Annotated in this window: 20 protein-coding genes; 8 read left to right on the forward strand and 12 right to left on the reverse strand. The window is 62.4% G+C overall.

Features of this window, described 5'->3' with window-relative positions; genetic code table 11:
• Positions 1–42: 42 nt before the first annotated feature.
• Positions 43–1,572, reverse strand: coding sequence for a threonine ammonia-lyase, biosynthetic (ilvA, locus tag AB1Z25_RS15150; RefSeq protein ID WP_107801702.1), 1,530 nt, complete (start codon positions 1,570–1,572; stop codon positions 43–45).
• Positions 1,573–1,800: 228 nt separating this feature from the next.
• On the opposite strand from ilvA, the gene AB1Z25_RS15155 reads away from it, so the two are divergent.
• The 4 genes from AB1Z25_RS15155 to lipA all read left to right on the forward strand — a co-directional run bounded on the left by AB1Z25_RS15155 (position 1,801) and on the right by lipA (position 5,125).
• Positions 1,801–2,946 (forward strand): D-alanyl-D-alanine carboxypeptidase family protein, encoded by a 1,146-nt coding sequence (locus AB1Z25_RS15155; protein ID WP_107798629.1) that lies wholly within the window; start codon positions 1,801–1,803, stop codon positions 2,944–2,946.
• 349 nt (positions 2,947–3,295) lie between these two features.
• Complete coding sequence (locus tag AB1Z25_RS15160; RefSeq protein ID WP_370445189.1) at positions 3,296–3,541, forward strand: YbeD family protein; 246 nt, start codon at positions 3,296–3,298, stop codon at positions 3,539–3,541.
• A gap of 16 nt (positions 3,542–3,557) precedes the next feature.
• Positions 3,558–4,181, forward strand: coding sequence for a lipoyl(octanoyl) transferase LipB (gene lipB / locus AB1Z25_RS15165; RefSeq protein ID WP_107798627.1), 624 nt, complete (start codon positions 3,558–3,560; stop codon positions 4,179–4,181).
• On the forward strand, positions 4,178–5,125 hold the full coding sequence (lipA, locus tag AB1Z25_RS15170; RefSeq protein WP_486635599.1) for a lipoyl synthase: 948 nt from the start codon (positions 4,178–4,180) through the stop codon (positions 5,123–5,125). Before lipB ends, lipA begins: the two co-directional genes overlap by 4 nt.
• A gap of 217 nt (positions 5,126–5,342) precedes the next feature.
• Here the strand turns inward: lipA and dctA are convergent, their stop codons facing one another.
• A complete protein-coding gene (gene dctA, locus AB1Z25_RS15175) occupies positions 5,343–6,662 on the reverse strand; it encodes a C4-dicarboxylate transporter DctA (RefSeq protein ID WP_486635600.1) in 1,320 nt (439 codons plus the stop codon).
• A 114-nt stretch (positions 6,663–6,776) separates the two neighbouring features.
• Complete coding sequence (locus AB1Z25_RS15180; protein ID WP_486635601.1) at positions 6,777–7,523, reverse strand: FadR/GntR family transcriptional regulator; 747 nt, start codon at positions 7,521–7,523, stop codon at positions 6,777–6,779.
• A gap of 520 nt (positions 7,524–8,043) precedes the next feature.
• Here AB1Z25_RS15180 and AB1Z25_RS15185 point away from each other — a divergent pair.
• Positions 8,044–8,910 (forward strand): hypothetical protein, encoded by an 867-nt coding sequence (locus AB1Z25_RS15185; RefSeq protein ID WP_486635602.1) that lies wholly within the window; start codon positions 8,044–8,046, stop codon positions 8,908–8,910.
• Between the two features lie 12 nt (positions 8,911–8,922).
• Positions 8,923–9,228, forward strand: a complete 306-nt coding sequence (locus AB1Z25_RS15190; protein WP_107798624.1) for a hypothetical protein — start codon at positions 8,923–8,925, stop codon at positions 9,226–9,228.
• 18 nt (positions 9,229–9,246) lie between these two features.
• Here the strand turns inward: AB1Z25_RS15190 and AB1Z25_RS15195 are convergent, their stop codons facing one another.
• Together AB1Z25_RS15195 and speB are read right to left on the reverse strand one after the other, a co-directional pair.
• Positions 9,247–10,614, reverse strand: coding sequence for a sodium:solute symporter family protein (locus tag AB1Z25_RS15195; protein ID WP_486635603.1), 1,368 nt, complete (start codon positions 10,612–10,614; stop codon positions 9,247–9,249).
• Positions 10,615–10,683: 69 nt separating this feature from the next.
• Positions 10,684–11,634, reverse strand: a complete 951-nt coding sequence (speB, locus tag AB1Z25_RS15200; protein ID WP_107798622.1) for an agmatinase — start codon at positions 11,632–11,634, stop codon at positions 10,684–10,686.
• A gap of 148 nt (positions 11,635–11,782) precedes the next feature.
• On the opposite strand from speB, the gene AB1Z25_RS15205 reads away from it, so the two are divergent.
• Entirely contained in the window at positions 11,783–12,703 is a 921-nt protein-coding gene (locus AB1Z25_RS15205; protein WP_486635604.1) for a LysR family transcriptional regulator, read from the forward strand.
• Between the two features lie 69 nt (positions 12,704–12,772).
• Here the strand turns inward: AB1Z25_RS15205 and AB1Z25_RS15210 are convergent, their stop codons facing one another.
• The 5 genes from AB1Z25_RS15210 to htpX form a co-directional block, all read right to left on the reverse strand.
• On the reverse strand, positions 12,773–13,885 hold the full coding sequence (locus AB1Z25_RS15210) for a porin (protein WP_486635605.1): 1,113 nt from the start codon (positions 13,883–13,885) through the stop codon (positions 12,773–12,775).
• A 490-nt stretch (positions 13,886–14,375) separates the two neighbouring features.
• A complete protein-coding gene (locus AB1Z25_RS15215; protein ID WP_107798619.1) occupies positions 14,376–15,827 on the reverse strand; it encodes an ATP-binding protein in 1,452 nt (483 codons plus the stop codon).
• Complete coding sequence (locus AB1Z25_RS15220) at positions 15,824–16,543, reverse strand: response regulator (protein WP_107798618.1); 720 nt, start codon at positions 16,541–16,543, stop codon at positions 15,824–15,826. Before AB1Z25_RS15220 ends, AB1Z25_RS15215 begins: the two co-directional genes overlap by 4 nt.
• A gap of 301 nt (positions 16,544–16,844) precedes the next feature.
• Positions 16,845–17,831, reverse strand: a complete 987-nt coding sequence (locus AB1Z25_RS15225; RefSeq protein WP_486635606.1) for a TerC family protein — start codon at positions 17,829–17,831, stop codon at positions 16,845–16,847.
• Between the two features lie 101 nt (positions 17,832–17,932).
• On the reverse strand, positions 17,933–18,814 hold the full coding sequence (gene htpX / locus AB1Z25_RS15230; protein WP_227104316.1) for a protease HtpX: 882 nt from the start codon (positions 18,812–18,814) through the stop codon (positions 17,933–17,935).
• A gap of 127 nt (positions 18,815–18,941) precedes the next feature.
• Here htpX and AB1Z25_RS15235 point away from each other — a divergent pair, with 127 nt between their 5' ends.
• The gene (locus AB1Z25_RS15235) at positions 18,942–19,832 is read left to right on the forward strand and encodes a LysR family transcriptional regulator (protein WP_107798616.1); all 891 of its coding nucleotides are present in this window, start codon (positions 18,942–18,944) and stop codon (positions 19,830–19,832) included.
• A 48-nt stretch (positions 19,833–19,880) separates the two neighbouring features.
• Here the strand turns inward: AB1Z25_RS15235 and AB1Z25_RS15240 are convergent, their stop codons facing one another.
• Together AB1Z25_RS15240 and AB1Z25_RS15245 are read right to left on the reverse strand one after the other, a co-directional pair.
• Positions 19,881–20,591, reverse strand: coding sequence for an ABC transporter ATP-binding protein (locus AB1Z25_RS15240; protein WP_227104321.1), 711 nt, complete (start codon positions 20,589–20,591; stop codon positions 19,881–19,883).
• Positions 20,588–21,358 carry an ABC transporter ATP-binding protein gene (locus AB1Z25_RS15245; RefSeq protein ID WP_227104323.1) on the reverse strand — a complete coding sequence of 257 codons (771 nt, stop codon included), beginning with the start codon at positions 21,356–21,358 and terminating at the stop codon, positions 20,588–20,590. Before AB1Z25_RS15245 ends, AB1Z25_RS15240 begins: the two co-directional genes overlap by 4 nt.
• Position 21,359 lies beyond the last annotated feature (1 nt).

The following is a 21,359-nucleotide window of genomic DNA, read 5'->3' on the forward strand; positions in this document are numbered from 1 at the left end:
GCGGCGTCAGGCTGCCGACCACGAGCAGCCCGCCGGCCCGGTTCAACGTATGGTCTTGCCCAGGAACAGCTTGTAGGCCGGGTTCTGGGTTTCCTCGACATAGGGATAGCCCAGATTGTCGAGGAAGCGCTGGAACTCCGCGTCGTCGCTGGCCGGCACCTGTATGCCCACCAGCACGCGGCCGTAATCGGCGCCGTGATTGCGATAATGGAACAGGCTGATGTTCCAGTCCACGCTCATCGCCTCCAGGAAACGCATCAGCGCGCCCGGACGGTCCGGAAACTCGAAGCGCAGCACTCGCTCGTCCTTGAGCTGCGGCGCGTGACCGCCCACCAGATGGCGGATGTGCAGCTTGGCCAATTCGTTGTCGGTCAGATCGATGCTGTCCAGCTCATGCGCGTTCAGGCTGGAGAGTATGTTCTCCAGGTCCTGTTTGCCGCTGATCTGCACGCCGACGAAGACATGGGCGGTGCCGGGATCGGCGAAGCGGTAATTGAATTCGGTGATGTTGCGGCCGCCTATCACGGTACAGAAGCGCTTGAAGCTGCCCGGCTTTTCCGGAATGGTCACCGCGATGACGGCCTCGCGCCGCTCGCCCAGTTCGGAACGCTCGGACACATGGCGCAGGCGGTCGAAATTCATATTGGCGCCGCAGGAGATCGCCACCAGGGTCTGGTCCACGCAGCCTTCGCGCTCCACGTAAGCCTTGGCGCCGGCCACCGCCAAGGCGCCCGCCGGCTCCACGATGGAGCGGGTGTCTTCGAAGATGTCCTTGATCGCCGCGCAGATAGCGTCGGTGTCCACCAGGATGATCTCGTCCAGCAGCTCGCGGCAAATGCGGAAAGTCTCCTCCCCCACCAGCTTGACCGCCACCCCGTCGGCGAACAGGCCCACGTCCTTCAACTCCACGCGCTCGCCCTTGGCGATGGATTGGCGCATGGCGTCGGAATCCACCGGCTGCACGCCTATCACCTTGATCTCCGGCTTCAGCCGCTTGATGAAGCTGGAAATGCCGGCGGCCAGGCCGCCGCCGCCGATGGCGACGAAGACGGCGTTCAAGCCGTCCGGGTGCTGGCGCAGAATCTCCATGCCTATGGTGCCCTGGCCGGCGATCACGTCCGGGTCGTCGAACGGCGGAATATAAGTCATGCCGTTTTGCGCGGCCAATTCAGTCGCGTGGTGGAAGGCTTCGTTGAAGGAATCGCCATGCAGCAGCACCTGGCCGCCGTATTGCTTGACCGCGTCTATCTTGATCTGCGGCGTGGTCACCGGCATCACGATGGTGGCCGCGCAGCCCAGCCGGCTGGCGGACAAGGCCACGCCCTGCGCGTGGTTGCCGGCGCTGGCGGTGATCACGCCGCGCGCGCGCTGTTCCGCGCTGAGCTTGGCCATCTTGTTGTAAGCGCCGCGCAGCTTGAAGGAGAACACCGGCTGCAGATCCTCGCGCTTGAGCAGAATCGTGTTGCGATAGCGGCGCGACAGATTGGGCGCCAGCTCCAGCGGCGTTTCGATGGCGACGTCGTAAACCCGCGACGTCAGGATGCGTTCCAGATAGTCTTGCTTCTCTTGCATGGCAAAGCCTTTGTCCCGATCATTATTTTGCTTGAACTGCCAGAGTAGCAGGAACTCCAAGCAGACGGGAAGCCTTGATAATATTGGATTGTTGCATTGCGGTATCGCAACGGCTCCGTCCGCCCCGCCCGCAGAAAATCCCCACTTCGCGGCAACCGGACGGCAATCCGCGTGTATAATCAACGGCTACTATTTGGACCTCAACCCCCAGCGTTGCCCATAGGAACAATGAAAACATTCACCAGCATTCTCACGGCAGCGGCGATCGCGCTGCCGTCCGTCTCTTTCGCCTCCGCCGCCTTTCTGCCGCCCGCGCCCGAAATCGCCGGCAAGGCTTATTACCTGACCGACTTCAACAGCGGGCAAGTGCTGGCCGAGCGCGACCCGGACTCCCGCGTGGAGCCGGCCTCGCTGACCAAGCTGATGACCGCCTACCTCACCTTCAAGGCGCTGAAGGAAAAACGGCTGACTCTGGAACAGACGCTGACGGTGTCGCAAAAAGGCTGGAAAACCGAAGGCTCGCGCATGTTCCTGGATCCCAAGGTGCCGGCCAAGGTCGACGACCTGATCAAGGGCATGATCGTGCAATCCGGCAACGACGCCTGCGTGACGCTGGCTGAAGCCATCGCCGGCAGCGAGGAAGTCTTCGCCCAGGTGATGACCCAGCAGGCGCAGAAACTGGGCATGAAGAACACCCAGTTCCGCAACGCCACCGGCCTGCCCAATCCCGAGCACTACACCACCGTGCACGATCTGGGCATCCTGGCCGGCGCGCTGATCCGCGACTTCCCGGAGTTCTACCCGATCTACTCGATCAAGTCCTTCACCTACAACAACATCAAGCAGCCCAACCGCAACCTGCTGCTCTACCGCGACCCCAACGTCGACGGCATGAAGACCGGCTACACCGACAGCGCCGGCTACAATATGATCACCACCAGCCACCGCGACGGCCGTCGCGTGATTTCGGTGGTGGTGGGCACCGCCAGCCCGGAGGCGCGCGCAGTGGAAAGCTCCAAGCTGCTCAACTACGGCTTGCAGTTTTACGATACGCCCAAACTGTATAGCGGCGCCAAGCCGGTGTCCGAGCTGCCCATCTACAAGGGCGCGGCCAAAACCGTGTCCGTCGGCTTCGCCAGCGACGTCTACGCCACCGTGGCCAAGGGCCAGGCCGCCAAGCTCAAGGCCGATCTGACCACCATGCAGCCCTTGATAGCCCCGGTCAAAGCCGGCCAGGTGGTGGGCAAGCTGGTGGTGTCGCTGGACGGCAAGCCGCTGTTCGAGCGCCCGGTAGTGGCCTTGAAGGCGGTGGAAGAAGGCGGCTTCTTCAGCCGGCTGTGGGACAGCATCAAGCTGATGCTGGGCTGGAAATAAACGGCGTCCGCCGTTAATCGCTGCGCCGGGCATCGCCCGGACGCCGCGGCTGTATTATGATGTGACGTTTTAGTAATAAAGACGACCGTAAAATGTATTGGCGCGGGCGGCCCGGTTTGCAGTACAACTGGCTGCTGCGCCTTTGCCCGTTTCGGGTTCGGCGTCTTTAGAACCTGTTTACGATCTGCTGCGCTTCGGCGATACCGCGTTGAAAACCGCTTCGAAATGCTCATGTGCCGTGTGTACACTCCGCTTTCTCAACTGTTTTCGCCTTGTCTCGCTCTTGCTCGCGCAATCGTAAACACGTTCTTAGCGGATTTGATTGCATATGTCTGAAAAACAGGAACTCATGGAATTCCCCTGTCGCTTCCCCATCAAGGTGATGGGCGAGCGTCACGAGGATTTCGTCCTCACCATCACCGAGGTCGTCCGCGTCAACGCGCCCGACCTGGCCGATCACGACGTGACGCTGCGCGAAAGTGCCAACGGCCGCTTTTACGCGCTGACCGTCACCGTCACCGCCACCTCGCGTCAACAGCTGGACAACATCTATCTGTCGCTGACCGGCCATCCGATGGTGAAAATGGTGCTTTAAGCGCCTGGAGATTGCCGTGTCGCGCATCGTCAAACATCTGGGCCGGGTGGATTACGAACCAACCTGGCGCGCCATGCAGGCGTTCACCGACGCCCGCAACGCCGACACCCCCGATGAACTGTGGGTGGTCGAACATCCGCCCGTCTACACCCAGGGCCTGGCCGGCAAGCCGGAGCACCTGCTGCACGCCACCGCCATTCCGGTGGTGAAAACCGACCGCGGCGGCCAGATCACCTATCACGGGCCGGGCCAGTTGGTGGTTTATCTGCTGGTGGATTTCAAGCGCATGGGCATAGGCGTGCGCGAGCTAGTGCGCCGCATAGAACAGGCGGTGATAGACACGCTGGCGGAACTGGGCATACACGGCAACGGCGATGTGGACGCGCCCGGCGTTTACGTGGCCGGCGCCAAGATCGCCTCGCTGGGCCTGCGCATCAAGAACCACGCGGTCTACCATGGCCTCAGCTTCAATGTGGACATGGACCTGGCGCCTTTCGATTCCATCAATCCTTGCGGTTACGCCAACCTCAAGGTGACCGACCTGAAACAACTGGGAGTGGAGCTGAGCCTTGCCGCCGCCGCCGATACGCTGCTGCCGCATCTGGAGCGCCTCCTGAACAGCACCAAGGAACTGACATGAAGCCGGAAAACCAGGCTGGGGTCAAACACAAGGGCGCGGCCAAAACCGCCCGCATCCCCATCAAGATCGTCCCGCTGGACGAAAAACTGAAAAAACCGGAATGGATCCGCGCCAAGCTGCCCAACGGCCAGCGCTTCCACGAGATCAAGCAGATTCTGCGCGAACAAAAGCTGCACACAGTGTGCGAGGAAGCCACCTGCCCGAACATCGGCGAATGTTTCAGCAAAGGCACCGCCACCTTCATGATCATGGGCGACATCTGCACCCGCCGCTGCCCGTTCTGCGACGTGGGCCACGGCCGTCCCAATCCGCTGGACGCGGACGAGCCGCGTCACCTGGCGGAGAGCGTGGCCGCGATGAAGCTGAAATACGTGGTGGTGACCTCGGTGGACCGCGACGATCTGCGCGACGGCGGCGCCCAGCATTTCGCCGACTGCATCAGCTCGGTGCGCGAAATGTCGCCCAACACCCAGATCGAAACCCTGGTGCCGGACTTCCGCGGCCGCCTGGACGTGGCCGTCGACATCCTGAGCCAGACACCGCCGGATGTGATGAACCATAACCTGGAAACCGTGCCGCGGCTGTACAAGCAGGCGCGTCCGGGCTCGGATTACGCGCACTCGCTGCAATTGCTGAAGGACTACAAGGCCAAGAACCCCAATGTCCGCACCAAGTCCGGCCTGATGGTGGGCCTGGGCGAGACTGACGAAGAGATCCTGGAAGTGATGCGCGATCTGCGCGCCCACAATGTGGACATGCTGACCATAGGCCAGTATCTGCAGCCGTCCGACGGCCACCTGCCGGTACTGCGCTATGTGCACCCGGACGTGTTCAAGATGTTCGAGAAAAAAGCCTATGAAATGGGCTTCGTCCATGCCGCCGTGGGCGCGATGGTGCGCTCCAGCTACCACGCCGACGTGCAGGCGCACGAGGCCGGTGTGTGAGTAACCTTTTAATGCGGCTAAACAACGCTGACGTGCGCTGAACGTCAAACTAAAAAAATGCCTGATCAAATTCATGATCAGGCATTTTTTATGACTTCTCCAGCACATCAACCGGGGAAGGCTCCCAGATATTGCTGCCCCGTTCGAACTATCCGCAACGCCTATGGCGCCCCGCCAAAATGGAGACGCGCTAAAGCCACCACCGCTAAAACCTGCTTCAACGATCCACCAAGGAACCGACGCTGACAGCCGGCTCCGCCACATATTCATAACCCTGCTTGCGTCTCAGCACATTGCGCGCCCGCTCCAAGTCCATATCCCGCTCCCAGCGCGCCACCACCACCGCGGCCACGCAATTGCCGATTAAATTGGTCAACGCCCGAGCAATGCCCATGAACCAGTCCACCGACAACACCAACACCAGCCCGATCACCGGAATGGCGGGTATTGCCGACAGAGTCGCCGACAGAATCACCAAGGCAGAGCCAGGAATTCCATGCGCGCCCTTGGAGGTCACCAACGACACCGCGAGAATGGTCAACAAATCGTAATTGGACAGCGGCGTATTGGTGGCATGGGCGATAAACACCGCCGCCAGGGTAAGATAAATGGAAAAACCATCGAGATTGAACGAATAACCGGTGGGAATCACCAGGCCCACGGTGGCATTGCCGATGCCCAGATGTTCAAGCTTTTGCATGACTTGCGGCAACACCGCGTCGGACGAGGCCGTCCCCACCACGATCGATAACTCGTCTTTCAGATAGCGTAAAAATGCTACGATGTTAAGACCCGCCAATTGCAAAATAGTCCCCAGCACCACCAGAACAAACAAAGCGCAAGTGAGATAAAACATCAGCACCAGACCACCCAACTGCTGCAAGGACGATACCCCGTAACTGGCGGTGGTAAAGGCAATGGAGCCGAACACTCCCAGCGGCGCCAATTGCACCACCAGACCGATCAGCTTGAAAAACACATGGCCCGCCTCATGCACCAGCCGAATCACTCCGCCAGCGGAATCGCGCACTAGATTCAAGGCGCAACCAAACAATAAGGCAAACACCAACACCTGCAAGATATCGCCCGAGGCCAACGCGCCAAACACCGTGCCGGGAATCAAGTTCATGAAAAACGACCAGGTGCTGCCATGCTGCAAAGCCTGGGCTCTATCGGTGTAGGCGGCCATCGCTTGGGTATCCAAGGAGCCGACATCCACGTTCATCCCCAGACCGATGCTGCTATGCAGGGCCAACAGCAAGCCCAAAGCCAGAGCCAGAGTCGTGACCAGCTCAAAATACACAATGGCCTTCAAACCCACCCGGCCCACTTTTTTCAAGTCACCGGCACCGGTAATCCCGCTCACCACCACACAGAATACAATCGGCGCGATCAGCATCTTGATCAGCTTGATAAAACCATCTCCCAACGGTTTCAACTGTAGAGCCTGTTCCGGCCACAACAAGCCGGCGCAGATGCCGAGGACAAGTCCGATCATGACTCGTACAAACAACGACTTCTTAGTCAAACGCAGCATGGCTTCCCTTTCTCCTAATGAGGAGGTATGGCGAGAAGCCGCCCAGACAAGTCATCCAGGCCAAGACGGTTGACGCGGCGGCCTTCCGGAAACGGCTTCCAACATCCAACTGGCTTAGGTACCACCCTCCCCTTGTTGTGACCAGACGACAGACGTGCCACGAACCGGAATCCCCAAGCGTTCGCAAGCATGAATGATGTGCTGTTGCATGGCGGCGCTGGCCGCCGCGCTGTTATGCGCCTTGATGGCCCGCAAAATGGCCTCTTTCTCAATCAACGCCGCCTGTAACTCCTGCGGTCGCGCCAGCATGATGGCGCGGGCGTGACCAATGGCCTCGCTGGCCTGCTCCATCGACTGCTTGAACACTGGGTTGCGGCTAAATCCCACCAACTGCCGGTGGAACAAAATATCCGCCTCCACCACCGCAGCCATTTCGCCCGCAGCCAGCGCCTCACGCATATCCAGCAGCGTTAGCCGCAACTGCATCAGTTCTTCGGAAGTTATCGACTGCGCGACCAAGCCCACCACGAATGGCTCCAGCGCCAAGCGCAGTTGAAACACGTCCTCCGGACGCACCGTCGGCTGCGCCAACGGCTCACCCTGGGGATCGGTGCTAAGCACAAACACCCCCTTGCCGGGATGGGAGCGGACAAAGCCCAAGGCCTCAAGCACCGAAATCGCCTCGCGCAGCGGCGGGCGGCTTATGCCAAACTGCTCTGCCAGATCGCGCTGCGACGGCAGCATCTCTCCAGGCAACCAGACGCCGCGCTTGATGGCATCAAGAATATTGCGGGCGGCGACATCGCCCAGTTTGGAAGAAGTGAACATGGCGGCCAGGCGATCAAAAACATGATTAGTCATAAACGGCAAACTACACTGGTCTAACTGGCATTACCAGTAAGACCAATATTTTACCCGCTATCAAGTCGCGCCTCCGTCGCCCAAAACCGCCTCCGGCCAAGCCAGTTGCGGCATAGCTGCCGGTGACATTTCCGCAACGCACCGGGCGACCGAACTCAGCATCGCCGAAGTTCTGGCGGGCCGCCGGCAATCGACTGGCCTGTGCAGCTTGTTGCCAAGCCTGCGCTCAGATGTCGATATGCTCGTCATTCGCCACCACGGCGCTAATGATAAAGCTCGAAACCCGCTTAGATGCGCTCACGCGTGAAGGAACCACCCTAGCCGACCTCGATAGAACGATGAAAACGGCCAAACCAAAGGGAGTACCGGAGCGCCCTTTTCATTGCCATATCATTGGTACAGGCTCGCTGCAACAACGGATCGTCTATACCACGACATGCGCCCGCCATAGCGTCCGCGCACGTTTCATCCCGCAAACCGCGCGGTCGCGTCAGCGCCCGCCTGCCGATGGAGCAGCGCCATGTCCGCCAGCCCTTTCTTCCGCCTGCTGCCTTTGCTGCCGCTGCTGCTGGCCGCCTGCGCCAACGCCCCGGACACGCCATTCGCCGATTTCGACAACGCCGCCCGCAGCGTCACGCAAAGCTCCGCCGGCACCTTTGCGCGCATCCAGCAGAATGCGCGGCTCAACGCGGTGCTCACCGCGCCCAACGCGCCGCTGCGCGCGGACACCTTCCGCCCGCAAGCCGGCAACGGCGCCAGCTACGATCTTGCCCCCGCTCTGGCGCAGTTGCAGGCGACGTTGGACGCGCTGGAAAAATACGCCCGAACTCTGCGCAGCCTGGCTGGAGACCGGGAGGCCGAGGCCCGGGTCGACGCCGCCGCCCAGGACTTGGCCGACAGCGTTCAGGATCTCAAACTGCGCGGCGGCGACGAGGCCGCCGCCAAGATTCTGGCCACCGCGGCCGATGCGCTGGGCCGCCAGCTCACCACCGCGCAACGCAAGAACGCGCTGCGCGACACCATGGCCACCGCCCAGCCCGGACTGGACCGGCTGGCCGTCAGCAGCCACCGCGTCTTGAGCGCGCTGCCCGGCTATCTGAGCGTGCTCAGGGACAGCCTGCTGCGTCACGCCAATTTCAGCCGACCGCCCTACGGCAGCTGGGAGCGCTACCAATTCGACCTCGCCATCTCCGACCGGCTACGCGAATTCGAGCAGATCGAGGCCGCGCTGCAAGCCAGCGACAAGGCGATTCAGGGTTTTCCCGACACCAACCGCCAGTTGCTGCAAAGCCTGGACGCGCCCCAGTCCAAGCTGCAAGCGCTGCGCGACTTCGCCGCCGAAGCCAGGCGGCTGCGCAATTTTTATCGCGACCTGCCCGCCAAATAAAGGAGGCAGCATATGGACAGCCACCGAGTCACCGAGCTTGTCAGCGGCCTGGCATCCCGCATCAACAATCTGGCCGTCGCCAGCCTGGGCGCGGACAGCCGCGCCTTGCTGGCGCAACAGGATGAATTGGCCAACCAGACCCTGGCGCTGATCGCGCGGGATCTGAACGCCGACACCGACGACTTCCGCAACGCGATCGCCGCGCTGCAAGCGGCGACCGAGGCGGCCGATCACGCCGGGCGGCAGCTGCAACGCGTGGGCGACACCATCAAGCTGACCGCCAAAGCCATCGGCGCGGTGGCCAAGCTGCTGGCCTGAACGGCCGACGACGGGCGGCTACTCCCGCGCCGGGCGCGGCCGCGCACGTCCGTCCGCCAGGCTGAACGCCAGCATCAGGCCGGCGCTGGTCAGCAAGCTGAAATAAATCGGCGTATTGGCGTCCAGACCGTCCCGCAGCATGAAGAACACCGCCGCGCCCAAACCGCCCATCATGGCGCTCACCGCGCCGGCGGTCGTCGCCCGCGGCCAGCAGATCGCCGCCAACAACGGCACCAGCATGCTGCCCACCAGCAGGTTGTAGGCCAGGGTCAGCGCCTGGATCACGTCATTCACCCGCATCGCCAGCAGCAGGACCAAGGCCCCGGCCAGCAAGGTGGCCACCCGGTTGCGGCGTAAACCGGCGCGCCCTCCCGGCAACAAGTCCTCCGTCAAGGTGGTCGATGCGGCCAGCAAGGCGGCGCTGGCGGTGGACATCATCGCCGCCAGCGCCGCCGCGATCACCAAGCCGCGCACGCCGTCCGGCAACACCCCTTTGACGACGGCGGCGAAAGCGTTGTTAGGGTTCTCCAGCTCCGGCAGCAATACCCGCGCCGCCATGCCTATCAGCGCGCAGACCAAACCGTACAACAGGCAATACAGGCCGGCGGCGCTGCCGGCATAGCGCGCCACCTTGTCGTCGCGCGCGGTGAACACCCGCTGCCATACGTCCTGACCGATGAGGATGCCGAAAAAATAGATCAGGAAATACGTCAGCACCGTGCCCCAGCCCAGGCCCTCGAAGCTGAACGCGGACGCCGGCAGCCGGACGGCCAGTTGCTCCCAACCGCCCGCCCGCCACAGACAGATGGGCAGCAGCACCAGCATCAGGCCAACCGTCTTGATGACGAATTGCACGATGTCGGTCAAGGTCAGCGACCACATGCCGCCAATCGCCGAGTAAATCACCACAACGCCGCCGCCGATGACGACGGCCAGCCAGAACGGCAGCTCGAACAGCACCTGCATCACCGTGCCTATCGCCAACACCGAAGTCACGCAGATCATCAGCGCGTACGACAACATCACCAGCGCGCTGGCCTTGCGCGCCAGCGGATGATAGCGGCGCTCCAGCACCTGGGTGACCGTGAAAACCCGCAAGCGCAGCAACGGCTTGGCCAGAAACAGATTGAGCACCACGATGCCGCTGCCCAGCGCCGCGCACAACCAAAAGCCGGAAATGCCGTAAACATAGCCCAGCCGGACCGTGCCCACGGTGGAGGCGCCGCCCAGCACTGTCGCCGCCATGGTGCCCATATACATCATCGGCCCCAGATTGCGCCCCGCCACCAGGTACTGCTCCCGGTCGCTGGCCCGCCGCATGCCCAGCCAACCCAGCCACAACATGGCGCCGATATAGGCGGCCACCGTCAATAGATCCAGACTCATCTCGTTCTCCTCTTGTTCTCGGGACCGCGGCGCATTCTCCGGCGCTCGCGGGCATGGAATCAGCGCGGCTTAGCGCGCCGGCGCGGGCAAAACGCACAGCATTTCGAACAGCAGATTGGCGCCCAGCAAAGCGGTGTTGCCGCTGGCGTCATACGGCGGCGACACCTCGACCAGATCGCCGCCCACCAGATCCAGGCCCCGGCAGCCGCGCACGATTTCCAAGGCCTGCGCCGAACTCAGGCCGCCCACTTCCGGCGTGCCGGTGCCGGGCGCGAACGCCGGGTCGATGCCGTCGATATCGAAACTCAGATACGCCGGCGCCGCTCCCAGCTGCGCGCGCACCTCGGCCATCAACGGCGCCAGCGAGCGATGCCAGCATTGCTCCGCCGTCTCCACCCGAAAACCGCGCTGGCGTGACCAGTCGAAATCCGCCGCCCCGTAGCCGCTGCCGCGCAGACCAATCTGGACCACCCGCCCCTCGGCCAGCAGCCCCTCCTCCCAGGCGCGGCGGAAGGTGGTGCCGTGCGCGATCTTCTCGCCGAACATCTCGTCGTTGACGTCGGCATGAGCGTCCACGTGCACCAAGCCCAGCGGGCCATGCTTGCGCGCCAGCGCGCGCAGCGCCGGCAAGGTGACGGTGTGGTCTCCGCCCATGCCCAGCAAACGCACCGGGTGCCGCAGCGCCAGATCATAGGCGGCCTCGATCCGCGCCACGCTGTCCGCCAGGTTATAGGGATTGGTGGCGACATCGCCGAGGTCCGCCACTTGCAGCCGTTCGAACGGCGCCGCGCCGCTGCCCAGGTTGTAGGGGCGCAGCAGCGCCGACTGGCTGCGGATTTCACGCGGGCCAAAGCGGGTGCCGCTGCGGTTTGAGGTGCCGATATCCAGCGGCAGGCCGATGAAGGCGGCGTCCAGACCGGCGGCGCTGTCGCGCAGAGGCAGGCGCATCATGCTGGCGACGCCGCCGAAACGCGGCATCGCATTGCCGCTCAGCGGCTGGTTGAGCAAAGGGGCGGACATAAGACCTCCTGCGTCTTGATGGATGGGATCACGCAGTCTATGCGGCCGCCTCTCCGGCTAACATCACCAAACGCCACGGTTTACATGGATAAAAATGAATGTATTAATCAGCGGGTGCCCACTCATTGCGCCGCCGGCGCGGAGGCCCATGCTCAATACCTTAAGCAATATGGATTTGCGGCTGATCCGCGTGTTTCAGGCCGTGGTCGAGGCTGGCGGCGTCTCCGCCGCGCAAGGCACGCTGAACATCAGCCAGTCCACCATCAGCAATCAACTGGCGGCGCTGGAAACCCGGCTGGGCTATCGGCTGTGCGAGCGCGGCCGCGGCGGCTTCGCGCTGACCGCCAAGGGCGAGCGCCTGCTGGCCGCCAGCCGGCAGCTGTCCGAATCGATGGAATTATTCTGTCGGGAAGCCCGCCAACTGGACCGGCAGTTGGTCGGGCAATTGCGCATCGGCGTGATCGGCCATACCGCCCTGGGCGCCAATGCGCGGCTGTCGGCGGCGATCCGGCGCTTTCGCGCGCGGCCGCAAGCAGTGGAGTTGATTCTGTCCATGTTGCCGCCGGGCGGCCTGGAGGAGGCGCTGCTGTCGGGCGGGATTCACCTGGGCATCGGCTATTGCTGGCATCGCGCGCCCCAACTGGAGTACCGGCCGCTATTCGTCGAACGGCAGCTGGCCTACTGCGGCCGCGACCATCCGCTGTTCCCGCAGGCCGGCGCGCTTGGCCCCGCCGAGCTGGCCGCCCACGACTGGGCCTGGCGCAGCTATCCGCTGCCGGATACCGGGCTGCCGGTGGCGGATTGGCGCATCAGCGCCCGCGCCGACAATATGGAGGCGATCGCCGCCCTGATTCTGTCCGGCCGCCATCTGGGCTTTTTGCCGGAACACTATGCCACGCCGCTGGCGGAGCGGGACTTGCTGCGAGCGCTGGCCCCGGCGCGCTGGCGCTATCTGGCCGAATTCCAACTGGTCACCCGCAAACGCGGCCATCCCAATCCGACGCTGCAAGCCTTCGTCGACGACCTCGTCGCCGCCCACGGCGAGCCGCTTGCCGAGCGCCGGACATGAAAAATGCCGCCCCTGTTGCCAGGGGCGGCATTCCAAACTGTTCGCAGCTTTACGTCTAGCCCGTAACGCTTAGAACTTGTGTACGACGTTCAGACCGAAGGCCTTGATCTTGTCGGTGGCTTGACCATTGCTGACCAGGTAAGCGCTGTCAGCCTTGATTTCGCCGTACTGAGCGCCAATAACGGTGCGCTTGGACAGGCTGTAGTCAACGCCCAGCAGGAACTGCTTGTAGCCGCTGTCATCTTGCTTCACGCCGTCAACCTTCATGTCGCGAGCTTGAGCATAAGTGAACTTGGGCATGAAGGCGCCGATCTGGTAGCCGGCGGTCAGCGCGTATTCTTGCGATTCAAACTTGCTGGTCGCCCCACCAAGCGCAGGAGCCACGGCGGAAACAATACCATTGCTCAGGAAGTCTTGCGGGGTCACGGTGGCGTCACCCTTGTCATTGCGATAGCCCAGCGCCACGAAGATGTTGTTGGCGTTGTAGCCAGCTTCGATGCGGTGCTTGTTGTTGGCCTTGCTGCTCAGGTTCAGGCCGGCAACGATCGGGCTTTCGTGGATGTACTGGTACTTGCCGAAGAAGCCGCTGTTCTCGTAGGACAGGCCCAGGTTGTAGGTTTCGCGATCGGTGTTTTGAGCAACGTTCGGGTTGGTGGGATCAACGATGAAACCACGCTTGTCTTCCTTGGTGCCGTACAGGAAGGCAGCCTTGAAGCCGGCGAATTCCGGGGTGTCGAAACGCACGGCGTTCTTAACATAGCCGTCGCCGCGGGTAAAAGCGTTCAGTTGCAGCGCGTTGCTGCTGCTTTCCCACGGGTTAACTTGAGCCATGTCGGACTCGCCGAAGTTGGCCAGGTGACCCAGACGGAAGGTACCGAAGTTGGAGGACAGACCCACGAAGGATTCGCGGCTGGCGAAGGAACCGCTGCTTTCGCCGGTGCGGCTCTGGCCGTCGATGCCGAAGCCGGTTTCAACTTGCCAGATGGCTTTCAGGCCATTGCCCAGATCTTCATTGCCTTTGAAACCAATACGGGAACCCAGGTCGTCGATATTGGTTTGCTTGGTGCCCTTGCTGCTGTCGACGTATTCAACGCCGCCTTTGATGGTACCGAACACGGTTACGTCGGCGAAAGCGGCTGCCGGCAGAGTGGCAACCATCAGAGCGATCAGACTTTTTTTCATGATGTGGCTATCCTTCTTGTTTACTTAGGAAGTGAGCGAATACTAGTTGCTGTGTTTCACATTTGCAACTAGCCATGCAAACTTGTGGTCATTAAACAACAGTAGTGTCAAAAAAACAACATCAGACTTCAGGCAATCAGACTGGAACACTCAGGCGAAGTTTCACTCTCAACTTGTTAAAATTCATTAACTACAAGCATTTGAGCAAAAAAATGCCCGCACGCGGCGGGCTGAAGATTGGATAGACTTGACTCGAATTCAAAGAAGCGAAAAAGAATCTGTATCAGTGAATTCTGACACTGATTGTAATCAATCACTTTGTAAATGTCCATTTACAATACGGCTTTAATGTAAATAGAGTGTGAACACATCGTAAATTTTGAGAATTCGGCAGATACAAAACCGCTCACCCGCCCCCTCTCTCATCACACCCCGGCGATAAGACAAGAAAAAAGCCGCGCTAGCGCGGCTCGCCACAAGATCAATGCGTTCAATGTCCGGCCGGCAAACTCAGTTTCACGCACAAACCGCCCTGAGGCCGGTTGTTCAGTTTGAGATCGCCGCCATGGTCGCGCGCAATCGCCCGCGCGATGGCCAGGCCCAGGCCGCTGCCCCCGGTATGGCGCGCCCTGGAGTCCTCCAAGCGGACATAAGGCTCCATCACCCGTTCCAGCTCCGCCTCGGCGATGCCCGGCCCCTGGTCCTGAATCCGCACTTCCACCCAGTCTCCCCGCTGCCGCAGGCTGACCTCGATCCCCGCGCCGCCGTAACGGCGCGCGTTCTCCAGCAGATTGCCCAGGCAACGGCGCAAGGCGCCGACCTTGCCGGCGACCGGCGCCACCGCTTCGCTGTGCAGTTGGATGTCGGCGCCGAAAGCCTCCATATCCTCCACCACGCTTTCCAGCAAAGCGTTGAGATTCAGCTTCACCACCTGCTCGCTGCCGCAGCCGCCGCGCAGATAGGTCAGCGAGTCGTTGATCAATTGGTCCATTTCCAGCAGGTCGCGCTCTATCGCCTGCTTTTCCGACGACTCGGCCAGCCCTTCCAGGCGCAGACGGATGCGGGTGATGGGCAAACGCAGATCGTGCGACACGCCGGCCAGCATCTGATTGCGGGTTTTCAGCAGGCGCTGCAGCTCGGTCTGCATCCGGTTGAAGGTTCGGGCGGCTTCCGCCACTTCTTCGGAGCCGGTTTCCGGCAAGGGCGCCTGATTAAGATTGCTGGCCAGGCCTCGGGCCGCCTGCGCGAACAGGCCCAGCGGCCGGATCAGCTGCCGCACCGCCCAGGCGCCCAGAATAGCGGCGGTCAAGGCCACCAGCAGCAGCCAGGCCAGGATGCGGATGGGCTGATCGGCCAGCGAAATGGGCCGCGAGGCGTTGAAGGTCAATACCGTGCCGTCGCTCAGCCTGGCCTGCACCGTGGCCAGATGGGTCTTGAATTCGGCCAGCGGGCCCAGGGCGGTCAGTTCTTCGCCGACGATGGAGCCGGCAAGGCCGGCGTCCCGCGTGGGCGTGAAATTTTTCATCCCCAGCCCGCCCACCCTATCGATCAAGGCCGCGCGGCCGCCCGCCGACGAGTCCTGCTGCTTGGACAACACCTGCAGCTGATAAGGCTTGATCAGGTCGCGCTTGATCAATTGCTGAAACGAGCGGCCATGCCGGCTCAGCGTATTTTCTGGCTGCTCCCAGAACCGGTCCATGCGCACCAGCAGCGTGGGCTGGTTCAGGGCGGAAATCACCTGTTCCCGATATTTGCTTGGACACTCGTCCAACAGATTGACGATGTCGGCGATGTGCTGCGCGGTGTATTGCACGCGCAAGGAATTGCTCAAGCGGTCGCGGTCGCTGAGAATGAAATAAATGCCCAAGGCGTTGGCCAGCAGCAAGCCCCCCACCAGCGTCAGCGAAATCTGGCCATACAATGTGCGCGGCAACCACCTCATCGCAAGGCTTCCACCTCGCAGGCCAGCATATAGCCGCCGCTGCGTATGGTCTTGAGCAGCACGGGTTCGCGCGCGTCCTCGCCCAGCCGGCGGCGCACCCGCCCTATCATCACGTCGACGGTGCGGTCGAACGGTCCGGCCTCCTTGCCGTTCATCGCCTCCATCAGTTGATCGCGCGACATCACCGCGTTGGCGTTTTCCGCCAAGGCCTGCAGCAGTTTGAATTCGCCGCCGGACAGCGGAGTGACCACCCCGGCCTCGTCCAGCAGATGCTGGGCGTTCAGGTCCAGCGTCCAGCCGGCGAAACGCAGCCGGCGCACGCTGGCCGCGTTCGCCGGCTGATCCGACACCCGGCGCAGAATGCTCTTGATCCGCGCCAGCAGCTCGCGCGGGCTGAACGGCTTGGTCAGATAATCGTCGGCTCCCATTTCCAGGCCGATGATGCGGTCCAGTTCGTCGCCGCGCGCGGTCAGCATCAGGATGGGCATGCAGGAGCGCTCGCGCAGATTGCGGCACAGGGTCAGGCCATCCTCGCCCGGCAACATCAGGTCCAGAATCAACATATTGTAGTTCTGCGCGGCAATCGCCTGATGCATGGCCTGGCCGTCGCCGACGGCGTCGACGGCGAAACCCTGCTTGCCCAGGTAGTCGCGCAGCAGGTCGCGCAGGTCGGGGTCGTCATCCACCACCAGCAATCTTGGCACTTCGACAGTCATAACAGCTCACCTCCATTGCGGCTTTATTATAAGACCCGCTAACCCAAGCCCTGATCCTGCCTTGCGCCTCCTGGCCGTACGACTTGTACTGCCTGCGTCGGCGCGTCTAGGCTCAGCTTCTCTGCGAGGTTTGGTTAGCGGCTCTAAGGATACCGCGCCCGCCCGCCGGGCTGAGGGAGAAATCGTGGCCAAATGAGAGAGGTTTACAGAAGGTTTACAAAAAACCGGCCACGCGCATCGCGCATGGCCGGTTTCCCTTGCCCGCCGGAGCCCTGCTCCGGCGCGAACTTATGCATCCGCCTCAATCGTTGGGGTTCTGATCGCGCGTCTTGTGCAGCGAATACAGCACGCCCGCCAGCAACAGACCCAGCGTCGCCGCCAAGGACCAGGCGGTGGGGATCTTGAACGTCACCCAGCCCACGTCGTTGAAGAACACCAGACCCACTTTGACGCCTATCATCACCAATACCAGCGACAAGGCGTACTTCAGATAATGGAAGCGATGCACCATCGCCGCCAGCGCGAAGTACAGCGCGCGCAGGCCCAGGATCGCAAAGATGTTGGAGGTGTAGACCAGGAACGGGTCCTGGGTAATGGCGAAGATGGCCGGGATGCTGTCCACCGCGAACACCAGGTCGGCACTCTCCACCATGATCAGCGCCAACAGCAGCGGCGTCGCCCACCAGCCGCGGGCCAAGCCATGCGCCTCGCCGCGCACCAGAAACTGTTTGCCGTGCAAGTCCGGCGTCAGCCGCAGGTGGCCGCACAGCCATTGGTACATGCGGTTTTCCTGGATGGGCGCGTGCTCGTCGTCGGAAAACAGCATCTTGATCCCGGTGGCGATCAGGAACAGGCCGAACAAAACCAGCACCCACTGGAACTGCGCCACCAGCGCCGCGCCCAGGCCTATCATCAAGGCCCGCATCACGATCACGCCGAGAATGCCCCAGAACAGCACCCGGTGCTGGTACAAGCGCGGCACCGCCAGGCTGGAGAAGATCAGCGACATCACGAAGACGTTGTCCATGGACAGCGACTTCTCCACCACATAGCCGGTCAGGTACTGCATGCCGGCGTCCGCGCCCTGATACCACCAGATCCAGCCGCCGAAGGCCAGGCCGACGCCGATGTAGAAAGCCGACAGCATCAGGCTTTCCTTGACCCCGATCTCCTTTTCCTCTTTGTGCAGCACGCCCAGATCGAAAGCCAGCAGAGCCAGCACGATCGCCATGAACATCAACCACACCCACAAGGGGTAGCCGGCGAAGCCGGCGCTCAACCATTCCATAAGCATTCCTTTAGGCAATAGAAAGGCCCCGGGCCGAGCGAGCCGCCCCGGGGCCTGAATTCACATCAGCCGCCTCCGCTGCCGCGGAGGCGGATCAAAGCTTAACGACCGTGTTCCAGCGCGCCGATGCGCTCCTCGATGCTGGGATGGCTGGAGAACAGCGCCATCAGGCCGCCGCGCCCGCCGGAGATGCCGGAGGCCGCCATATTCTGCGGCAGGTCGCCGGCGGCGACGCCGCCGAGACGGCGCAAGGCGTTGACCATGGGACGCGCGCCGCCCAGCAGGGTGGCCGCGCCGGCGTCGGCGCGGAATTCGCGCTGACGCGAGAAATACATCACGATGGCGGAGGCCAGGATGCCGAACACGATCTCACAGACGATCACAGTGACCATATAGCCAATGCCCGGGCCGCTGGATTCTTCGTCGTTGCGGCGCAAAAAGTTGTCCACCAGATAGCCGACCACGCGCGCCAGGAAGAACACGAAGGTGTTGACCACGCCCTGGATCAGCGTCAGCGTCACCATGTCGCCATTCTGGATGTGGGCAACTTCGTGCGCCAGCACCGCTTCCACTTCTTCTTCCGTCATCGAGGCCAGCAGGCCGGTGGACACCGCCACCAGCGAGTTGGATTTGCTCGGGCCGGTGGCGAAGGCGTTGGGCTCGCCCTCGTACACCGCCACTTCCGGCATCGGCAGATTGGCGCGGCTGGCCAGCTTCTGCACGGTGTGCACCAGCCAGCGTTCGGTGTCGTTGCTCGGGGTTTCGATCACGCGCGCGCCGGTGCTCCACTTGGCCATGGTCTTGGACAGCATCAGCGAGATGAAGGCGCCGCCGAAACCCATCACCGCGGCGAAGCCCAACAGCGTGCCCAGGTTCAGGCTGTTGCCCGTCATGAAGCGGTTCAGCCCCAACAAGCTGGCCACAATGCTCAGCACCACCATCACGGCGATGTTGGTGGCGATTAATAGGATGACTCGTTTCATGGTGTTGGCCCTTGCGTTGAATTCGACGGCATTCCGAGGAACGCCCGACACAGTGCATTCTAGACGCTGCGTCCCTCGGAAAAAATCAAATATAATCAGAAAATACATCAAGTTTTTTCGAACCATTATGTCCGAACGGATCAACTTCAAGCATCTGCATTACTTCTGGGCGGTCGCCCACGCCGGCGGCGTCACCCGCGCGGCGGAACAATTGGGCGTCAGCGCTCAAACCGTCAGCGGCCAGATTTCGCGGCTGGAACAGAGCCTGGAGCGAACCTTGTTCCGACAACAGGGACGCCAGCTGGTTCTGACCGAGGCCGGCCATGTGACGCTGCGCTACGCCGATCAGATCTTCATGCTGGGCGAGGAATTGCAGGAAACGCTGGAAGACGCGCAGCTGGACAAGACCATCCGTCTGGCGGCGGGCATCTCGGACGTGCTGCCCAAGGCCATCGCGCTCAAGCTGCTGGAACCGGCGCTGCGGCTGGACGCCAAGGTCAGGCTGCAATGCGGCGAAGGCGATTTCGACGAGTTGCTGGCCGACCTGACCCGCCACCGGCTGGACGTGGTGCTGGCGGACCGGCCGATGGCGGCCGGCGGATCGCAGCCTTTTCAATCCTGGCTGCTGATGCGCTGCCCGGTGATGATAGCCGGCGCGGCCGAACTGTGGCGGCGCTACGCCGAAGGCTTCCCTGCCAGCCTGAACCAGGCGCCCATGCTCTTGCCCAGCCGCCACCATGTGCTGCGCAGCCAGTTGGACCAGTGGTTCGAGGAGCGCCGGATCAAGCCGGACATCGTCGCGGAGTTCGACGACGGCGCCTTGCTGGACGCCTTCGGCCGCCAAGGCTTCGGCCTGTTTCCCAGCACGGCGCCCAGCGCCGGCGACGCGAACGCGCCGCAGGCGCTGGGCGAGGTCGACGGGGTCTGGGAGCATTATTACGCCATCGCCAACCGCCGCCGGCTGCAGCATCCGGGCGTGCAGGCCATGTTGCAAGCCGCCATCGACGCCGCGCTCTGAAAGCAAAAAACCCCGGACAAGTCCGGGGTTTGGCGACGCGCGGCGAACTCACTCGCCCAGATAGGCGTTGCGCACGCGCTCGTCGTTGAGCAGGTCCTTGGCCTGACCGCTCATGGTGATGCGGCCGCTTTCCATCACATAGCCGCGCTGCGACACCTCCAGCGCCAGCTTGGCGTTCTGCTCCACCAGCAGCATGGTCACGCCTTCCTTGGCCACCATCTGGATGATCTCGAAGATCTTCTCCACGATGATGGGCGCCAGACCCATGGACGGTTCGTCCAGCAACAGCAGCTTGGGCTTGGACAGCATGGCGCGGCCCATGGCCACCATCTGCTGTTCGCCGCCGGACAAGGTGCCGGCCAGTTGCTTCTGCCGCTCCTTCAGGCGCGGGAACAACTCGTACACCCGCTCGGCTTCGCTCAGGATCGCGGCCTTGTCGTCGCGATAATAAGCGCCCATCAGCAGGTTCTCTTCCACCGTCAGCTTGGCGAACACCCCGCGGCCCTCCGGCACCATGGCCAGGCCGTGGCGCACGAAGTTGTGCGGCGCGATGGTGGAGATGTCCTTGCCGTCGTAGTGAATGCTGCCGCCGGATTTTTTCACCATGCCCACCAGGGTTTTCAGCGTGGTGGTCTTGCCGGCGCCGTTGGCGCCGATCAGGGTCACCAACTCGCCCTGCTCGATGTGAAAATCGACGCCCTTGACCGCCTGAATGCCGCCATAGGCCACTTGCAGGTCTTTGACTTCCAAAATGCTCATGCGTGTGCCGCTCCCAGGTAGGCCTCAATCACTTTCGGGTTCTTGCGCACCTCTTCGGGAACGCCTTCGGCAATCTTCTTGCCGTAGTCCAGCACCGCGATGCGGTCGCACAAGCCCATCATCAGTTTGACGTCGTGCTCGATCAGCAGCACCGTCACGCCTCCGGCGCGGATTTTGGACATCAGGGTCTTCAGTTCCTCGGTCTCGCGCGGGTTCATGCCGGCGGCCGGCTCGTCCAGCGCCAGCAGCTTGGGCTCGGTGGCCAGCGCGCGCGCGATTTCCAGCCGACGCTGATGGCCGTAGGACAGGTTGCGGGCGCGCTCATGCGCCACATCGGCGATGCCCACGTATTCCAGCAATTCCCAGGCCTTGTCGGTGATCGCCCTTTCTTCTGCCATGGTGCGTCTGTCGCGCAGCACAGCGCCCAAGGCGCCGGCCTTGGAGCGAATGTGACGCCCCACCATCACGTTTTCCAAGGCCGTCATTTCGGCGAACAGACGGATGTTCTGAAAGGTGCGGGCGATGCCGGCGGCCACCACCACGTGCGGCTTCTGTTGGAACAGATTGTGGCCGTCGAACTCGAACGCGCCTTCGTCCGGCACGTACAAGCCGGTCAACACGTTGAACAGCGTGGTCTTGCCCGCGCCGTTGGGGCCGATCAGGCCGTAAATCTCGCCCTTGTTGATGGTCAGCGCCACGTTGTTGAGCGCGTGCAGGCCGCCAAAGCGTTTATGGATGCCTTCTATCTTCAGCAAAACTTCAGCCATG

Source organism: Chromobacterium sp. HL1 (genome assembly GCF_057418835.1).